This window comes from Rhizobium sp. M10 (assembly GCF_002531955.1).
GTDB lineage: Bacteria > Pseudomonadota > Alphaproteobacteria > Rhizobiales > Rhizobiaceae > Rhizobium > Rhizobium etli_C.
Genome location: NZ_NWTA01000008.1, coordinates 21,853 through 37,561, shown reverse-complemented (window position 1 = coordinate 37,561; position 15,709 = coordinate 21,853). Strand labels below are relative to the sequence as shown.

Genomic DNA, 15,709 nt, shown 5'->3' with positions numbered 1-15,709 from the left:
GTTTCGCGGCTATATTGGCCAGCGATGTTCTATCTTCTGTCGACCTATTGGCCGCATATCCTCTTTGTCGTTTCGGTCGCCATGGGGGCCGCGGCGGCGATCCATGCTGCCATGACCAAGGAGGAAGTGCGCGCCGCGATCGGCTGGGTCGGCGTCATCATCCTGTCTCCGATCGTCGGCGCGCTGCTTTATGCGATTGCCGGCATCAACCGCATCCGCCGCAAATCGCTGAGCATTCGCCGCGACGCCCTGCTGCTTGCGCCCGGGATGAACGAGCTGGAGACGTTCGACGCCGAGGCCGAGACGGTCATCAGCCAGTTCGGCCGCCGCTTTGCGGCGCTGCAGACGCTGGGCGACCGGGTGACCCGCAACCCGCTGACCTCGGGCAATGCGATCGACATGCTGGAGACCGGCGACGAGGCCTATGCGGCGATGAAATCAGCCATCGACGAGGCGAGCCGCAGCATCCTGCTGGAAACCTATATTTTCGACCGCGACGCGATCGGATTGCGCATCGCCGACGCGCTGATTGCGGCGGTCAAGCGCGGCGTTGCGGTGCGGGTGCTGATCGATGCGGTCGGCGCGCGTTATTCGGTGCCAAGCATTCTCGGCTATCTCAAGGAGGGTGGCGTCACCGTCGCCGTCTTCAACGGCAACGTCATCATGGGCTTGCGGCTGCCCTATGCCAATCTGCGCACCCACCGCAAGATCCTGATCGCCGACGGCCGTATTGCGCTGACCGGCGGGATGAATATCAGGGCGGGCTTCAGCGAGCAGGAGACGGGCGAAAGCTTCGCCCATGATACGCATTTCAGCGTCACCGGCCCTGTCGTCGCCGACCTCTTCGACCTTGCCGCCGAAGACTGGCGCTTCACCACCGAGGAGCTGTTGAACGGCGAAGCCTGGCGCATCGAACCGCCGCAGCGCAACCCCGGCGATCCCATCCTGATGCGCGTCGTCGCGTCCGGGCCGGATCGCAGCGTCGAAACCAACCACAAGATGCTGATGGGCGCTTTTTCCGTGGCGCGGCAATCGATCCGCATCATGTCGCCCTATTTTCTGCCGGATCGGGAACTGATCAGCGCCCTGGTGACGGCGGCGCGCCGGGGCGTCGAAGTCGATATCATCGTGCCTGACGTCAACAACCTGATGCTGGTCGACCGGGCGATGACGGCGCAATTCGATCAGATTCTCAAGAACTATTGCCGCATCTGGCGCTCGACCGGCAGCTTCAGCCACTCGAAGTTGCTGACGGTCGACGGTACCTGGGCCTATGTCGGCTCTTCCAATCTCGATCCGCGCTCGCTCAGGCTGAATTTCGAGGTTGATCTCGAGGTGCTGAACGAGGGCTTTGCCGCCGAGATCGACGAGCATATCGACGAAACCCTGAAATCGGCGACGCTGGTGACGCTGGAGGGCTTGCGCGCGCGGCCCTTTCCGGTGCGGCTGCTCGAGAAGGTGCTATGGTTGGGATCGCCCTATCTTTGAACGAATTTTATCGTCGGACATGGCAAGTTCCGCTTGCCCGCCTATACTGCCGGGTGAAGCCTTTTTGATTAACCGAACAAGTGCGCTCTTGCGATGCACGCCAGAAAAGACAGCCTTCCCGCCAGCATTCTCGCCTCGATCAGGAGTCGGAAGAAGCGGCTCGACGCGGCCCATATGGAGGCAAGGCCGCGCAGCGCCGGAACGCTGATCGCGTCCTACAACGTGCACAAATGCGTCGGCACCGACCGCCGCTTCGACCCGGAGCGCACCAGCCGGGTGATTCATGAAATCGGCGCCGACGTGATCGCGCTGCAGGAGGCCGATACGCGCTTTGGCGAGCGCACCGGCATTCTCGACCTCGGCCGGCTGGAACGGGAGACGGGACTGATCCCGGTGCCGGTCGCCGGCATGGCCAAGGCGCATGGCTGGCACGGCAATGTCGTGCTGTTCAAGAGGGGGCTGGTGCATGACGTGCATCAGATCAAGCTGCCGGGGCTGGAGCCGCGCGGCGCCCTGGTCGCCGAGATCGAGCTCGAAGAGGGCGGCGTGCTGCGCATCATCGCCGCGCATTTCGGCCTGCTGCGCCACAACAGAGCCCAGCAGGCCCGCACTTTGGTGGAATTGATAAAGGACCGGCACGAGATGCCGACCATCCTGCTCGGCGACCTCAACGAGTGGCGCCTCGGCGACCGCTCCTCGCTCAACACGTTCCAATCCGCTTTCGGAGAGCTGCCGCCCGCAGTCCCCAGCTTCCCCGCCGGCCTGCCGCTTCTGGCGCTCGACCGCATCATCGCCAACCGCAAGGGGATCATCACCGAAGTGGAAGCGCATGACACGCCGCTCGCGCGTATCGCCTCGGACCATCTGCCGATCAAGGCGCTGGTGAACTTGCAACAGGCGGGCCGATAAATCAGCTCCGATAAAATTGCGCAACGTTCGCTGGCCTGAATTGGGCGAACGAAGCGCAGAGGTCCAGCGCGAAGAACGCCCTGTCGAGCCGGCGGCAAGCAATTTCGTGCCGATTTCGGCAAACTTGCCATGCTGCGCTGCCCCTCTTGACTTGGATCAAGGACATCGCAAAGGACAAGCTTAAGGTCGACTTGTGGTCTTGCGGTATCAACGACTCCGAAGGAGAACCACAATGGCGAACGCAATCTTCCAGACCTGTTCCGATGTGTCGACGGCGACGCCCGTGCAAGTCTCCGTTTCGATTCTCGGCGCGACGGTGGCCGTTTTTGCCGCCATATCGCTCCTGCTTTGCATGCTTTTCGGCTTCGTCGCTCCCGAATGGGGCCTTCATAGGCCGTAGCTGCAGGTGTACCTCGGGCTCACTGGCTTCGACTTTTGGAGCGTGGTGCTGGGTACGGTTCAAAGCGTCATCTTCGGGGGCTATGCGGGTGCACTGCTCGGAACCGTCTTCAACGTCATCAGCCGCCGCTTTGGCTGAATGGCTATGCCGCTTCGGCTGCTGTCGCTGGCGCGGTGCCTGTGTCGATCCGGGCGGCCCGGCGTAACCGCAGCTTATGGATCCGAATTCGTCGTGCTCCTGCAGCAGCTGGCGGGATGAACTTCAAACAACCAAAGGAGAAGGCATATGAGAATGACGATTATCAACGCTGTCCTGCTGGCCGGGGTTAGCACCGTCGGCCCGGCAGGTCTGACCTTTGCCCAGGCTAATGGACCGGATCCACATCATCCGGCAGGCTCGCCGCAGGTCACTTCGCCTTCGGAGATGGAGGGAATGGCCGGAAGCCAGGGACCAATGCAAAGCTCTGACATGATGCCCGGCGGGATGATGGGCCGGAATATGATGCAGTCCGGCATGATGGGCGGCATGCCGATGATGGGCATGCGTGGATCGATGGTGAAGATCATGTTCGCCGTCGCGGATACCAGCGGGGACGGCGCATTGTCCTTCGACGAGGTGACAGCGGTTCACAGGCGTATTTTCGATAGTGTGGATGCCAACAAGGACGGGAAGGTGGCACCTGAGGAGATTCAGACATTTATGCGGCCCTAACGGAACTCGCCATCCGGCCGGGGCTCTCCGGAACTCGGCGGTGGCGGACAGTGCTCTATCGGGACACGGGAAAACACCAGGCAGGCGTGCGCTGCGTTTCGGCTGTCATGGTGCGGATCAATTCAGTAGACTACGCGGTCGACGTGTCGGCGCAGCCGGGTGTCGGCTGAAGCACGATCTTTGGGCGGCGCTCTACGACGCTCCGGTTTCTGGGGCGGCAGTCCGACATGGCTGATGAACCTTGGTCATCAACCCTTTCTGGGCCTGACCTCCGTGAACACGTATGGTGCCCCGGTCCCGGAGGGGATCGCGTAAACGTCATAGGACGCCTGCAGGTCGTCGCCCATTCCCAATGAACCAGGCGGCATGCCCGGCACGGCCAACCCGCGGAGCGCCGGCCGCTCCAGCAGCAGTCGCTGGACGGCCGTGAGCGGCACGTGTCCCTCAAGATAGTAATCCCCGACGACGGCGGTGTGGCAGCCCTCAAGGTCGGCAGGAACGCCCAGCCGCGCCTTGACCGCGGCGAGGTCGTCGGTGTCGCGGGCTTCGACGGAGAATCCTGCCGCGGCCATCGCCTTCGACCATTCATGACAGCAGCCGCAAGCGGGATCCTTGTAGACCGTCATCTTCACCATGGCGGCAAGGGCCCCTCGGCCAGGGAACGCCAGTGCGGACGCCGCAATTGCGATGAAGCTTCTCCTGCGCATATATACACTCCTCGATGTGCTGCCGCCCAGCTAGTCCCCGGGCGGCAGCCGTTCGCTATTTTACCTCAGTGACGGTCAGCTTGCCATTCAGGCGTTCGGCGACGAACTCTATGTTCGAACCTTCCTTTAGCTTTTCGAGCAGAGCGGGATCTTCTACCCGGAAGACCATGGTCATCGCGGGCATGTCGAGATTCTTCAGGTCTTCATGCTTGATGGTGACCTTCTTCGCCTTGGCGTCGACCTTATTGACGAAGCCCTTGGTGAATTCCTGGGCGAACGCATCCACCGATGCCGAGGTTGAGAGCAAAGCGGCCAGCCCGAATTTGATCATTGCCGATTTCATTTTCATGCTCCTTTATTGAGGTTCACTTCCTGGAGACGGTGACATCGCCATGCATGCCGGCTTCGTAATGACCGGGGATCAGGCAGGCGAACTTGAAGGCGCCGTCGCTCGTGAACTTCCAGACGATCTCGCCGGATTGACCGGCCGGGAGGCGGATGGAGTTGGCATCGGCATGTTCCATTTCCGGGAACTTCTCCATGACCTTCTTGTGCTCCAGGATCTTGTCTTGCTGATCGAGTACGAATTCGTGGTCGACCGTGCCTGCGTTCCTGATCGCGATCTTGACCGTCTGCCCCTTGCGGACGGAGAAGACGGCCGGCGTGAACAGCATCTTGCCATCGTCGGTTTCCGTCATCGTGACGCGGATCGTCTGCGTTGCCTTTGCCTTGTCACCAGGCTCGCCAACCGCCATTTTCTCACCGTGGCCGCCGGCGTGATTGCCGGATGCGAAAGCCGGGCTTGCGAAGGCGACGAACGCCAATGCGAGTAGATGGTTCTTCATGCATATATCCTTTCTGGACGTGGGAATTGAGCCTTAGCCCCTTGTCGGCTTCGGGGTGATTTGCGTCTTTGCGTCTTTCGCCTTGGTCGCGTCCGGCAGTTCGCCGGTCCACTCCCAGGCCTGTGTTCCGGGAGGGTTTTCATACCAGCCCGGATCGGAGTAATCGTCCGCGGAGATACCTTCGCGGACTTTCACGACCGAGAACATGCCGCCCATCTCGATAGGACCGTGCGGCCCCCAGCCTGTCATCATGGGGATTGTGTTTTCGGGGATGGGCATTTCCATCTCGCCCATGTCGGCCATGCCTTTGGTGCCCATGGGCATGTATTCAGGCTGCAGCTTCCTGATCTTCTCGGCGACCTTCGACTTGTCAGCTCCAATGAAGGTCGGGATGTCGTGCCCCATCGCGTTCATCGTATGATGCGATTTGTGGCAGTGGATCGCCCAATCGCCGAGATATTTGGCGTCGAACTCGTAGGCCCGCATTGCACCGACCGGGATGTCGATGCTGACCTCGGGCCAGCGTGCTTCCGGCCGCACCCATCCGCCATCCGTGCATGTCACCTGGAAGTCGTAGCCGTGCATGTGAACGGGGTGGTTGGTCATCGTCAGGTTGCCGACGCGCACGCGCACCCTGTCGTTCTTCGAGACGACCAGCGGGCTGATGCCCGGAAACACGCGGCTGTTCCAGCACCACATGTTGAAGTCGGTCATCTCCATGACGCGCGGCACATAGGAGCCGGGATCAATGTCGTAGGCGTTGAGCAGGAAGACGAAGTCGCGGTCGACGCGCATGAACGTCGGATCCTTCGGATGGACGACGAAGAAGCCCATCATGCCCATCGCCATCTGCACCATCTCGTCGGAATGCGGGTGGTACATGAAGGTGCCTGATTTCACCAGGTCGAACTCGTAGACGTAGGTCTTGCCGACGGGGATGTGCGGCTGCGTCAGGCCGCCAACGCCGTCCATTCCCGATGGCAGGATCATTCCATGCCAATGGATCGTCGTGTGTTCCGGCAGCTTGTTGGTAACGAAGATGCGAACCCGGTCGCCTTCGACAGCCTCGATCGTCGGTCCTGGCGACTGGCCGTTGTAACCCCACAGGTACGCGGTCATGCCGTCGGCCATCTCACGTTCCACCGGTTCGGCGACGAGGTGGAACTCCTTGACGCCATTGTTCATCCGGTGAGGCAGGGTCCAGCCGTTGAGGGTGACGACCGGCTGGTAGTCCGGCCCTGAGGTCGGGTGGAGCGGCGGCTGCATGTCCGCCGATTCCATTGTCGGGGCGTCGGGGAGGCCCATCGCCGAGGTCTTCGTCCAGGCGCCAGCGGCCAGCAGGGCCGCGCTTGCTCCGAACAATTGTCTTCTTTTGAACATGGTGGGCTCCTTTCTCAATGGCCGGTGTCGCCGTTGCTTTCGGAAGCAGCGGCAACCTCGGTCCCGGCCGACAGGGTCCCCTCGCCGCCGCCATAGATCGCGGGCGCGAGATTGGCTTCGGCCAGCCAGAAGTCGCGTTTCGCATTGACGGAGAGCAGGATGGCATTGATCTTGTCGCGCGTGTCGGCCAGCAGCTCGAAGGTGTTGGTGATCATGCCGTTGTAGGACAACAGCGATTCCTCCTCGACCTTCGTACGCAGCGGCACGACATTGTTGCGGTAGTGCCGCGCGATATCATAGTTCGAGCGATATGCTTCGTAGGCGGCGCGGGCTTCCGAGCGAACGTTGACGGCCTTTTCCGCCAGTTGATTCGCCGCCCTCATGTATGCAACCTCGGCCTTGCGCATCCGGGCCTTGCCGGTATCGAAGATCGGGATGGCGAATTCCAGCTCGACCTGGCCGGTCGTTCTGGTTTTCTTTTCGTCGTCCTCGATTTCCCGTTCCGTTTCGAAACCGGTCAGGATTTCGAGATCGGTGACGTAGCGTGTCGCCTGGGTTAGGCCGTAGGACTTGGCGGTGGCTTCCAGCTCGAGCCTTGCCACCTGGAGGTCGATGCGGTTTCGGAGTGCTTCGGCCTCGATGGCGTCGCGTCTGACGACGGCCCTGGGCAAGGGCGGCAGGCTATTTGGAACCCTATAGTCCAAGTCGGTGCCCCAAAGACCCATAAGCCGGGTCAACTCCTCCTTGGCGAGACGTGCCGCCAGACGGGCTTTTGCCGCCTCTCCGGCAAGTTCGGCGACGAACACGTGCTCGCGGGCCTGGGCGCCTTTGGTCATCGCGCCTGTCTCGCCGAGCTTCTCCGCCAGTTCGGATGCGGCGTCCGCCGCTGTCTGGGCGCGCTGGAACTGACCGACGGACTCCCAGGCCGCCACTGCTCCGATCCAGGCACGTCTCGTCTCGGCGGCGACCTGAAGCGTCCTCACGGCTGCCGTCAATTGCGCCTGCCGGAAGCGGGCGTCGGCAATTGCAATATCGCTATTCCTGGTTGCGAGCGCCAGGATGTTCGTCGTGATCATCCCCTCGATGGTCTTGAACGCCTTAAGTTCTGGTGTCCCTATTCCCGTCGTGCCGACGGAGACGGTCGGGTTGATGAACATTGTCGACTGCCAGGCATCGGCAGCGCTGTCACCGAGATCGGCGTAGGCGGCCTGCAGGCCTTTATTGTTGAGCAGGGCGATCTGGACGGCTGTCTCGACATCGAGGATCTTCTTTCCCGCGAGCAGGCTTCTGACCTGCGCAGCGGTCGCGCGGGCTTGATTCTGGTTCTGTATCCAGACCGTCTCCTTCGCCGTCACGATCGCCGTTTTTTCGGCAACAGAAGCGAAGCCTGCTTGCCTGCCTGCATATTCGGTACCCGTGACACAGCCGCTCAATATCAGGGGGAGCGCGAGCGCCGTGACTAATTTTCTGAGCCTGATCATGAGGCGTCTCCCTTGGCGGGAGACTGCAAATCGTTCTGTCTTCGCCACGGCTTGGGATCGACCGGCTGCCTGGTGACATAGCCCGAAATTGGCGACCGGTAAGCGACCGGGCCCGCGGGTGGCTCTTCGACCGCGGCGGAAGACGCCATCACGTCGGGAGGAAGCGTGGATGTGCAGCCGCCGATAACAAGCGGCAGCCCCACCACGAAAAGCGAGGGTTTCATTATGAATCTTCCGAAAAAGAGATAGCCTACGGTAGCCTTGCCCAAAAGCAGGCAGGCGGCCGACTTGACCCGGTCAAGCGGGTGTATCCCTCATCAGATATTCGGAGGACGATGCAGAGGCGGCAATTCCCCAAGGATGTGCCGGTCGTCGATAAACTGCCGGATCGAGGAGACAACAGGCCCGCCTATGATCTGGCCCGTGCACAGAAGCACGAAGCCGCCGCAGAAATCTTTGCAGCATTCCTGTTTGACGACCTTGGAGGAACCATCGTCGTCGGCCGCATCGCCATGTGAGTGCGTGTGGTTTGAAACGCCGGCCATGTCGTCGTGGTTGCCGTGCGCCGTGGCGCTCGATACCGTCTTTTCCACTTGCAGGCCAGGGCCGTGCATGGCGGCATCGACGTTGGAACTGCTGTACCCAGCCAGCGATACGACGATCGCCAGCCGTACGAAGAAGAGCAGTCTGCTCAACATGGTACGGTACATATTGCCCATCTTCCGTCGATTACATCGAACGTGGTTCATTATCAATCGCGACAAGTGACTATTGGAGATTCGCGCCATTTCTGTGGCTGCGACGCATCATGTGCCAGGAGCCGGGGCGCTGCGGAGGTCGCCATCCGGTGGGCTTACTGCCAAGTCAATCAAATCTACAGCATCGCCTATTTCGGACGAAGAAATCCGATGAGGTGGCGAAACCGCTGAGTCCATAGAAACGGATCGGTCATTTCAGGCGAGGAGGACGCAACCAGCCGGTCGAGGCGCGGCAGGAGAAAGGCAGCCCAATCGTCGAGGTCGGATCTGCCGAAGTAAGGCAGCCAGACGTCGGAGGGGCCATCCCATTGTCTCGGATTTGCCTTCGCCAGATCACCGAGTTTTACCATTACGGTTTCACCGTGGTCGCCGACGACTTCAACGTCTGGATCGGGATCCGGCCGGGGAAGACGCGCGATGATGCGCTCTTCCAAAGCTTTGCCAGCGGCTCGATCCCCGTCGTCCAGCTGACGCAATATGCGTGTGTCGCTGGCGCCGCCGGAGCCCTCGGTCATGTTGATGGTAAATTTGGCGCCGGTCACGCTGTTCGAATATTGGGATATCTGTAACCAGAAAACCCGTCCGCCACGGACAAAGCTGCATTTGCCGGTTGCTTGCGATTCCCAGCCGAGTTCCTGAAATCGCGAGGCCAGCAGCGACCGCATATGGCGGTGAAAGTCCTTGCTTTTCACATAGTCGCGCATGCTTCTGAGCCCATGTTTTGGCTGCAACCTCCGGAGGATGTCATGACCTGGTCGAGGGGACAATGGCTGGCCTTGTGCAAATGCCCGGTGCGGTATCGAAATCGGTACAGTTGATCGCGTTCACGCCCCCAGGGGTGACAGTGACTGCAGATTGCCTCATGGAGCGACAGATTGCGCTTGTCCCCATTCGCCTCGGTGTGTTCTAGGGGGCAGGACTTGCACTGGAACCCGCCGGCGAGCATGAAAGCTGAAATGAGCGAAATCGCAGTACGACTGGACAATGTTACCCGCCGCTTCGGCATCACTCCAGCCGTGCGCGATCTTTCTCTTCATATTCGGCGCGGCGACGCGGTTTCGCTCGTGGGCCATTCCGGTTGCGGCAAGTCTACGCTCCTGCGCATGATTGCCGGTGTCGAGATACCGGAATCCGGGCGCATCTTCCTCGAAGGTCGCGAGGTCGCAAGTTCGGCCACTTTCGTCGAGCCGGAGGCGCGTGGCGTCGGCTTCGTCTTCCAGGACTATGCTCTCTTTCCGCATCTGACCGTACGGGACAATGTCCTCTTCGGTCTCAAGCGACTTCCGAAGGGCGAGGCAGCCGCGCGGGCAGAGGAGATGATCAGCAAGGTCGGAATCGAACATCTGACGCATCGCTATCCGCACACCCTCTCCGGCGGTGAACAGCAGCGTGTCGCGCTCGCCCGCGCCCTGGCGCCCCGGCCGAGCATCGTCCTGATGGACGAGCCCTTTTCCAATCTGGATCAGGGTCTGCGCGGGAAGGTACGCAGCGACACCTTGAGCCTGTTGAGGGCACTTGGCACGACTGTGATCATCGTGACGCATGATCCCCAGGAGGCACTTTCCGTCGGTGACCAGGTAGTCCTGATGCGGGCAGGTGAAATCGTCCAGTCCGGCTCCGCCTATGATCTTCACGACCGTCCGACGAATGCCTATGCGGCAGAGTTTTTTTGCGCGTCCAGCAAAGTTCCCGGCGTTTACCGTGGCGGATGGATCGAGACCGCGATCGGTAACTTCGCCTATACGCTCGATCGTCCGCCGGCAAGCTCCGTGACCGTTTATATCCGGCCGCATGCTGTCGCGCTGTCCCCCGGCTCGGGAATCCGCGCTCGTATCGAAAACCGCGTTCTGCATGGTGAATTCGAGCAGATCACGTTGAAGGTCGATCGCCTCGAGGTGCCGCTTAAGGCGAGAGCCCTGGAGCGGTTGCCCGTTGATGCGGAGGATATTGAGATCTCAATCCTCCCCGAGCGGCTGCTGGCTTTTTGAAGCTCACGGTGAGCGCATTCTGCTGACCTCCTCATCAAGTTTCCGTGATAGTTGGGTTCAAGTTCCGGGGGAAACTTGACTTTCAGTGTCATGAACTGCTGCAAGCAATGCGCATTCATTCGCGGAGGGACATAATGAATTCACGCTCTATCCTCACATCCATGCTGCTTGCTGCTTCGGCGCTGATGTCACCCGGCATCGCCGCCGCCGCAGAAATCAACCTTTACACGACGAGAGAACCGGCTCTGATTGCACCTCTTCTGGAGGCATTCACCAAATCGACCGGTACGAAGGTCAATACCATTTTCCTGAAGGACGGCCTCGCAGAGCGTGTCGCCTCCGAAGGTGCCAGCTCGCCGGCTGACATCCTGATGGCCGTCGATGCCGGCAACCTTGTCGATCTGGTCGATAAAGGCGTAACGCAACCGGTGGAATCATCGGTTCTGAACTCGGCTATCCCGGAACAGCTGCGTGATGCCAAGGGCAACTGGTTTGCGCTATCGATGCGCGCCCGCGTGCTTTACGCCGCCAAGGACCTTGATATCAGCACATTCAACTACGAGGAGCTCGCCGATCCCAAGTGGAAGGGCAAGATCTGCATTCGCTCGGGTCAACACCCCTATAATACGGCGCTGTTTGCTGACTACATCGCCCATTACGGCGCTGCAGACGCCGAGAAATGGCTGACGGGTGTCAAGGACAACCTCGGCCGCAAGGCAGCCGGCGGCGATCGCGATGCGGCCAAGGATATCCTCGGCGGCATTTGCGATATCGGTATCGCCAATTCCTATTATGTTGGCCTGATGCGATCCGGCAAGGGTGGCGAAGAGCAGGTCAAATGGGGCGATGCCATCAAGGTCGTCCTGCCGACCTTCAAGAACGGCGGGACGCAAGTGAATATCAGCGGCGCGGCAATCGCCAAGCATTCACCGAACAAGGCTGAAGCCGTCAAGCTTCTCGAATATCTCGTCTCTGACGAAGCGCAGAAGATCTATGCCGAGGCCAACTACGAATATCCTGTGAAGGCGGGCGTCGCGGCCGATCCGATCATCGCATCCTTTGGCGAACTGAAGATCGACAGCAAGCCCTTGTCCGAGATCGTCAGCCATCGCAAGCAGGCGAGCGAACTCGTGGACAAGGTCGGCTTCGACAACTAAAGAACAAGGAAGGCGCCGCTCAGAGGCGCCTTCCTTCCCGAGAATGGATCGAGTGATGTTTCCCAGCCAGGCGCCCGCCCGCTCTGCAAAGCGCCCTGGCAGCGCATGGCTGGCAATTGCCGCTACCATCGCCCTCATCGCCATTCTGCCGATCGGGGGACTGCTTCTCGAAGCCTCGAAGGGCTCGGCCGGTCTTTGGGGACATCTTTTCTCCACCATCCTTCCGGTCGCGCTTCTCGACACCGTCATCCTCCTTGCGGGGGTCGGGGTCATCACGGCTGTGGTCGGCACGACGACGGCATGGCTGGTGACGGCCTATGATTTTCCCGGCAGGCGTGCTCTGGAATGGATGCTGCTTCTGCCGCTTGCCGTTCCGACCTACATCGTCGCCTATGCCTATCTGGATATACTCCATCCGATCGGTCCGGTGCAGGATGCCGTGCGCTGGCTGCTCGGCTACGAGAGCCCGCGCCAGTTTCGCCTTCCGGACGTCCGTTCCATGGTCGGCTGCATCCTGCTTCTCGGAATCGTGCTCTACCCCTATGTCTACATTCCGACCCGCGCGATGTTCCTGACCCAATCCGGTAATCTCGTCGACGCGGCACGCACGCTCGGCACATCTCGCCGCGCAGTCTTCTGGCGGGTCGCCCTGCCGCTCGCGCGCCCGGCTGTCGCCGTGGGCATCAGCCTTGCTCTGATGGAAACGTTGAACGATATCGGCGCCGCCGAATTCCTCGGTGTCCGCACGATCACCGTTTCCATCTACACGACCTGGATCACCCGCTCGGATTTATCGGGAGCGTCGCAGATCGCCCTTGCCCTTCTTCTCATCGTCGTCGCGCTTGTTGCGGTCGAGCGATGGGCGCGACGCAAGCAGCGCTACTCGATCGATGTACGCCGGATGCGCCGTTTCCAACCGCGGCGGGTATCCTTGGGAAAGGGCATGCTGCTGTTTCTCGGCGGTCTTCTGCCGGTCATCCTCGGCTTCGCCGCGCCCGCGCTCTATCTCTTGATCGAAGCGGCAAAACGCTATCGGTTCGCCGGCATATCCCCTCGCATCCTCGATGAGGCCGTGAATACGCTTGTTATCGCCACCCTGGCGACAACCGCGACCGTCATTCTTGGGCTTCTCGCTGCCTACGCGACCCGCCTGCGCCCGGGCCAGCCGTCCTCCTGGCTCCTGCGCTGTTCGACAATGGGCTATGCTGCTCCCGGGACCGTGGTCGCCATCGGCGTGCTAGTCGTCCTTGCCGGGCTCGATCAGTTTATCGATCGCGCCGCGCTTTCCCTGTTTGGTGTGTCGACCGGCTTGCTCCTCATGGGATCGGGTGCCGCTGTCTTATATGCTCTCATCGTGCGGTTTCTGGCCATCTCCGCCGGCGGCATAGAAGCCGGTCTCTCGCGCATTTCCCTGTCGCTTGATCATGCTTCGCGTTCGCTGGGGCAATCGACCGCAGGCACGCTGCGATACGTGCATTTGCCGCTCTCGAAGGCGGCAATCTCGGCTGCCGCCCTGCTGGTCTTCGTCGATTGCGTGAAGGAGCTGCCGGCGACGCTCCTCCTGCGGCCACTCAATGTCGAGACTTTCGCAACGCATCTTTATGGAGAGGCTGCGAGAGGCACTTACGAGGAAGCCTCGATTGCCGCGCTCGCCATCGTGCTGATCGGCATTCTGCCGGCCATTCTGCTGTCGCGGATCGGACGTATCCGCTAGACGGCCGGCCACGACCTTCAGGCAAAACTCAGACGGAAAAATTGCGCACCCTATTTCGGAATTACGGTCAGTCCGCCTGCGAGGTCAGCGAAGATCGTCTCCGAGAACGAAGGTACGTGCGCGGTTTCTGGCAGACAAAGGGACAATGTGAAGGGCGGGGTTGGAAAACGACGTCGCCGACTTGACGGCTGTCGTCGTTTGCGAAATGCTAAGATGTCAGACCAATTTCACGACTGCCTGATAAGAAAATGGGGAACCATGAAGGCAAATCGTAACGACAGGCCGGTGATCCGGCCGCTTCCCGTCATGGACCGCGCGCGTCAGGTGACCGATGCGCTGGCGGACTATGTCGAAGACGCGCGCCTGCAGGCTGGTGACCGGCTGCCGGCCGAGCGGGAACTGATGGCCGCACTTGCCGTCGGGCGTTCAACCATTCGCGAGGCGATCCGCCATTTTCAGGCGCTCGGCGTCATCGAGACGCGCAAGGGCAGCGGCACCTATCTGCTGAAGCCGGTGTCCCGGGCGACGATCCATATGCCGCTGTCCTTCGATGCGGCGCATCTGCGCGACGCGCTGCTGCAGACGCTCGAAGTGCGCCGCGGCATCGAATGCGAGGCGGGCATGGTCGCAGCCAGGCGGCGGACGAAAAAGGATCTCGTCGTCATCGAGGAGAAACTCAACGCGATGGAGCGGGTGCACCTGGAGAAGGGTACCTCCGGGCCGGAGGATCTGGCCTTTCATCTTGCCGTCTACGACGCCACCCACAATCCGCTGTTTCGCCAGCTGCTCGAGCAGATGCGCGAGACTTTCGAGCGCTTCTGGGAGCATCCCTTCGACCGGCAGGATTTTGCCCGCCGGTCCTTTCCCTTTCACCGTACGCTTTTCAACGCGATCGCTGCCGGAGATGCCGAGGCGGCGCGCGCCGAAACGTTGAAAATTCTCGATATCGTCGAGGAAGACATCAAGGAAATGTCCCAATGAGCAGCGGCGCCGACCCGTTCGATCTTGCCTCCATCATCACCGCCCATGACGACGGCAACTTCGCCGACGCCGTTGTGCCGCCGATCTTCCAGACCTCGCTTTTCACTTTTTCCGATTATGACGAGATGATCACCGTCTATCGCGGCGAGAAGGTGCGGCCGACCTATACGCGCGGGCTGAATCCGACGGTGCGTGCCTTCGAGGAAATGCTGGCCAAGCTCGAAGGTGCGGAGGATGCGCTGGGTTTTGCCAGTGGCATGGCGGCGATCTCGTCATCCGTGCTGAGCTTCGTCGAGCCGGGCGACCGCATCGTCGCCGTCAAACACGTCTATCCCGATGCCTTCCGCCTGTTTGGCACCATCCTGAAGCGGATGAAGATCGAGGTGACCTATGTCGACGGGCGCGACGAGGAGGCGGTCGCCAGAGCGCTGCCCGGCGCCAAGCTCCTGTACCTGGAAAGCCCGACGAGCTGGGTGATGGAGGCGCATGACGTCGGCGCGCTCGCGGCACTCGCCAAGCGCCACGGCATCGTCTCGATGATCGACAACAGCTGGGCGAGCCCGTTCTTTCAGCGGCCACTGACGCTCGGCGTCGATCTCGTCATCCATTCGGCCTCGAAATATCTCGGCGGCCACAGCGATGTGGTGGCGGGCATCGTCGCCGGCTCGAAGGAGATGATCGCCCGCATCAAGGCCGAGGCCTATCCCTATCTCGGCGGCAAGCTTTCGCCCTTTGACGCCTGGCTGCTGATCCGCGGCCTGCGCACGCTGCCGCTGCGCATGAAGGCGCATGAGGCGTCGGCGGTGGAAATCGCCCGGCGCCTGCAGCGGCTTGAGGTGGTGGAGACGGTTTGCCATCCCGGCCTCGCCAACCGCCTGCCGGCCGGGCTCAAAGGCACCTCGGGCCTGTTTTCCTTCATCTTCCGCGAAGGCGTCGATATCCGCGCCTTCGCCGATCACCTCAAGCTCTTCAAATTGGGTGTAAGCTGGGGTGGGCACGAAAGCCTGATCGTACCGGGCGAGGTGGTGCTGCAGCAGAAGGCACAGCCGAATTCCGCGCAAACCTTTGGCATCCATGCGCGATCTGTACGCCTCCATGTCGGCCTCGAAGGAACCGAGGCCCTGTGGAGAGACATCGAGGAGGCGCTCGCCGCCGCCTCATTATCCTGAAACCCGAGAGAAACCGAAAAG

General features: G+C 61.2%; 17 protein-coding genes and 1 pseudogene. 10 read left to right on the top strand and 8 right to left on the bottom strand.

The window, feature by feature from the left end; genetic code table 11:
* The first annotated feature begins 24 nt into the window (after positions 1-24).
* The 5 genes and pseudogenes from CO671_RS14880 to CO671_RS34195 form a co-directional block, all read left to right on the top strand.
* Complete coding sequence (locus CO671_RS14880; RefSeq protein WP_097606738.1) at positions 25-1,488, top strand: phosphatidylserine/phosphatidylglycerophosphate/cardiolipin synthase family protein; 1,464 nt, start codon at positions 25-27, stop codon at positions 1,486-1,488.
* Positions 1,489-1,581: 93 nt separating this feature from the next.
* Positions 1,582-2,397 carry an endonuclease/exonuclease/phosphatase family protein gene (locus CO671_RS14875; protein ID WP_097606558.1) on the top strand — a complete coding sequence of 272 codons (816 nt, stop codon included), beginning with the start codon at positions 1,582-1,584 and terminating at the stop codon, positions 2,395-2,397.
* Between the two features lie 232 nt (positions 2,398-2,629).
* Positions 2,630-2,797 (top strand): hypothetical protein, encoded by a 168-nt coding sequence (locus CO671_RS34200; protein WP_245424983.1) that lies wholly within the window; start codon positions 2,630-2,632, stop codon positions 2,795-2,797.
* 285 nt (positions 2,798-3,082) lie between these two features.
* Positions 3,083-3,508: a hypothetical protein gene (locus tag CO671_RS14860; RefSeq protein ID WP_097606556.1), complete on the top strand. Its 426-nt coding sequence runs from the start codon at positions 3,083-3,085 to the stop codon at positions 3,506-3,508.
* Positions 3,509-3,555: 47 nt separating this feature from the next.
* A pseudogene (locus tag CO671_RS34195) lies at positions 3,556-3,743 on the top strand (hypothetical protein); the annotation flags it as partial.
* 13 nt (positions 3,744-3,756) lie between these two features.
* Here CO671_RS34195 and CO671_RS14850 read toward each other — a convergent pair.
* The 8 genes from CO671_RS14850 to CO671_RS14815 all read right to left on the bottom strand — a co-directional run bounded on the left by CO671_RS14850 (position 3,757) and on the right by CO671_RS14815 (position 9,383).
* On the bottom strand, positions 3,757-4,215 hold the full coding sequence (locus tag CO671_RS14850) for a DUF411 domain-containing protein (protein WP_097606555.1): 459 nt from the start codon (positions 4,213-4,215) through the stop codon (positions 3,757-3,759).
* A 55-nt stretch (positions 4,216-4,270) separates the two neighbouring features.
* On the bottom strand, positions 4,271-4,558 hold the full coding sequence (locus CO671_RS14845) for a copper-binding protein (protein WP_097606554.1): 288 nt from the start codon (positions 4,556-4,558) through the stop codon (positions 4,271-4,273).
* Positions 4,559-4,580: 22 nt separating this feature from the next.
* Entirely contained in the window at positions 4,581-5,060 is a 480-nt protein-coding gene (locus CO671_RS14840) for a plastocyanin/azurin family copper-binding protein (RefSeq protein ID WP_010027055.1), read from the bottom strand.
* Between the two features lie 33 nt (positions 5,061-5,093).
* On the bottom strand, positions 5,094-6,440 hold the full coding sequence (locus tag CO671_RS14835) for a copper oxidase (RefSeq protein WP_097606553.1): 1,347 nt from the start codon (positions 6,438-6,440) through the stop codon (positions 5,094-5,096).
* A gap of 14 nt (positions 6,441-6,454) precedes the next feature.
* The gene (locus CO671_RS14830; protein ID WP_097606552.1) at positions 6,455-7,921 is read right to left on the bottom strand and encodes a TolC family protein; all 1,467 of its coding nucleotides are present in this window, start codon (positions 7,919-7,921) and stop codon (positions 6,455-6,457) included.
* Entirely contained in the window at positions 7,918-8,145 is a 228-nt protein-coding gene (locus tag CO671_RS34190; protein WP_097606551.1) for a hypothetical protein, read from the bottom strand. Before CO671_RS34190 ends, CO671_RS14830 begins: the two co-directional genes overlap by 4 nt.
* Before the next feature lie 93 nt (positions 8,146-8,238).
* Positions 8,239-8,640, bottom strand: coding sequence for a hypothetical protein (locus CO671_RS14820; RefSeq protein ID WP_010030666.1), 402 nt, complete (start codon positions 8,638-8,640; stop codon positions 8,239-8,241).
* 167 nt (positions 8,641-8,807) lie between these two features.
* A complete protein-coding gene (locus CO671_RS14815) occupies positions 8,808-9,383 on the bottom strand; it encodes a hypothetical protein (RefSeq protein ID WP_097606550.1) in 576 nt (191 codons plus the stop codon).
* A 252-nt stretch (positions 9,384-9,635) separates the two neighbouring features.
* Here CO671_RS14815 and CO671_RS14810 point away from each other — a divergent pair, with 252 nt between their 5' ends.
* The 5 genes from CO671_RS14810 (at position 9,636) to CO671_RS14790 (ending at position 15,688) form a co-directional block, all read left to right on the top strand.
* A complete protein-coding gene (locus CO671_RS14810) occupies positions 9,636-10,667 on the top strand; it encodes an ABC transporter ATP-binding protein (protein WP_097606549.1) in 1,032 nt (343 codons plus the stop codon).
* 134 nt (positions 10,668-10,801) lie between these two features.
* On the top strand, positions 10,802-11,824 hold the full coding sequence (locus CO671_RS14805; protein ID WP_170964985.1) for a Fe(3+) ABC transporter substrate-binding protein: 1,023 nt from the start codon (positions 10,802-10,804) through the stop codon (positions 11,822-11,824).
* A 55-nt stretch (positions 11,825-11,879) separates the two neighbouring features.
* Entirely contained in the window at positions 11,880-13,538 is a 1,659-nt protein-coding gene (locus CO671_RS14800; protein WP_097606547.1) for an iron ABC transporter permease, read from the top strand.
* Positions 13,539-13,796: 258 nt separating this feature from the next.
* Entirely contained in the window at positions 13,797-14,519 is a 723-nt protein-coding gene (locus tag CO671_RS14795) for a FadR/GntR family transcriptional regulator (RefSeq protein WP_010032135.1), read from the top strand.
* Positions 14,516-15,688, top strand: coding sequence for a PLP-dependent transferase (locus tag CO671_RS14790; protein WP_097606546.1), 1,173 nt, complete (start codon positions 14,516-14,518; stop codon positions 15,686-15,688). The genes CO671_RS14795 and CO671_RS14790 overlap by 4 nt, the downstream gene beginning before the upstream one ends.
* The last annotated feature ends 21 nt before the right edge of the window (positions 15,689-15,709 follow it).

Coding starts and splice junctions, on each gene's coding strand:
- CO671_RS14860 (WP_097606556.1), top strand. CDS start 3,083: ATGAGAATGACGATTATCAACGCTGTCCTGCTGGCCGGGGTTAGCACC.
- CO671_RS14840 (WP_010027055.1), bottom strand. CDS start 5,060: ATGAAGAACCATCTACTCGCATTGGCGTTCGTCGCCTTCGCAAGCCCG.
- CO671_RS14875 (WP_097606558.1), top strand. CDS start 1,582: ATGCACGCCAGAAAAGACAGCCTTCCCGCCAGCATTCTCGCCTCGATC.
- CO671_RS14815 (WP_097606550.1), bottom strand. CDS start 9,383: ATGCGCGACTATGTGAAAAGCAAGGACTTTCACCGCCATATGCGGTCG.
- CO671_RS14880 (WP_097606738.1), top strand. CDS start 25: ATGTTCTATCTTCTGTCGACCTATTGGCCGCATATCCTCTTTGTCGTT.
- CO671_RS34200 (WP_245424983.1), top strand. CDS start 2,630: ATGGCGAACGCAATCTTCCAGACCTGTTCCGATGTGTCGACGGCGACG.
- CO671_RS14790 (WP_097606546.1), top strand. CDS start 14,516: ATGAGCAGCGGCGCCGACCCGTTCGATCTTGCCTCCATCATCACCGCC.
- CO671_RS14805 (WP_170964985.1), top strand. CDS start 10,802: ATGAATTCACGCTCTATCCTCACATCCATGCTGCTTGCTGCTTCGGCG.
- CO671_RS14820 (WP_010030666.1), bottom strand. CDS start 8,640: ATGGGCAATATGTACCGTACCATGTTGAGCAGACTGCTCTTCTTCGTA.
- CO671_RS14810 (WP_097606549.1), top strand. CDS start 9,636: ATGAGCGAAATCGCAGTACGACTGGACAATGTTACCCGCCGCTTCGGC.
- CO671_RS14835 (WP_097606553.1), bottom strand. CDS start 6,440: ATGTTCAAAAGAAGACAATTGTTCGGAGCAAGCGCGGCCCTGCTGGCC.
- CO671_RS14795 (WP_010032135.1), top strand. CDS start 13,797: ATGAAGGCAAATCGTAACGACAGGCCGGTGATCCGGCCGCTTCCCGTC.
- CO671_RS14845 (WP_097606554.1), bottom strand. CDS start 4,558: ATGAAATCGGCAATGATCAAATTCGGGCTGGCCGCTTTGCTCTCAACC.
- CO671_RS14830 (WP_097606552.1), bottom strand. CDS start 7,921: ATGATCAGGCTCAGAAAATTAGTCACGGCGCTCGCGCTCCCCCTGATA.
- CO671_RS14850 (WP_097606555.1), bottom strand. CDS start 4,215: ATGCGCAGGAGAAGCTTCATCGCAATTGCGGCGTCCGCACTGGCGTTC.
- CO671_RS34190 (WP_097606551.1), bottom strand. CDS start 8,145: ATGAAACCCTCGCTTTTCGTGGTGGGGCTGCCGCTTGTTATCGGCGGC.
- CO671_RS14800 (WP_097606547.1), top strand. CDS start 11,880: ATGTTTCCCAGCCAGGCGCCCGCCCGCTCTGCAAAGCGCCCTGGCAGC.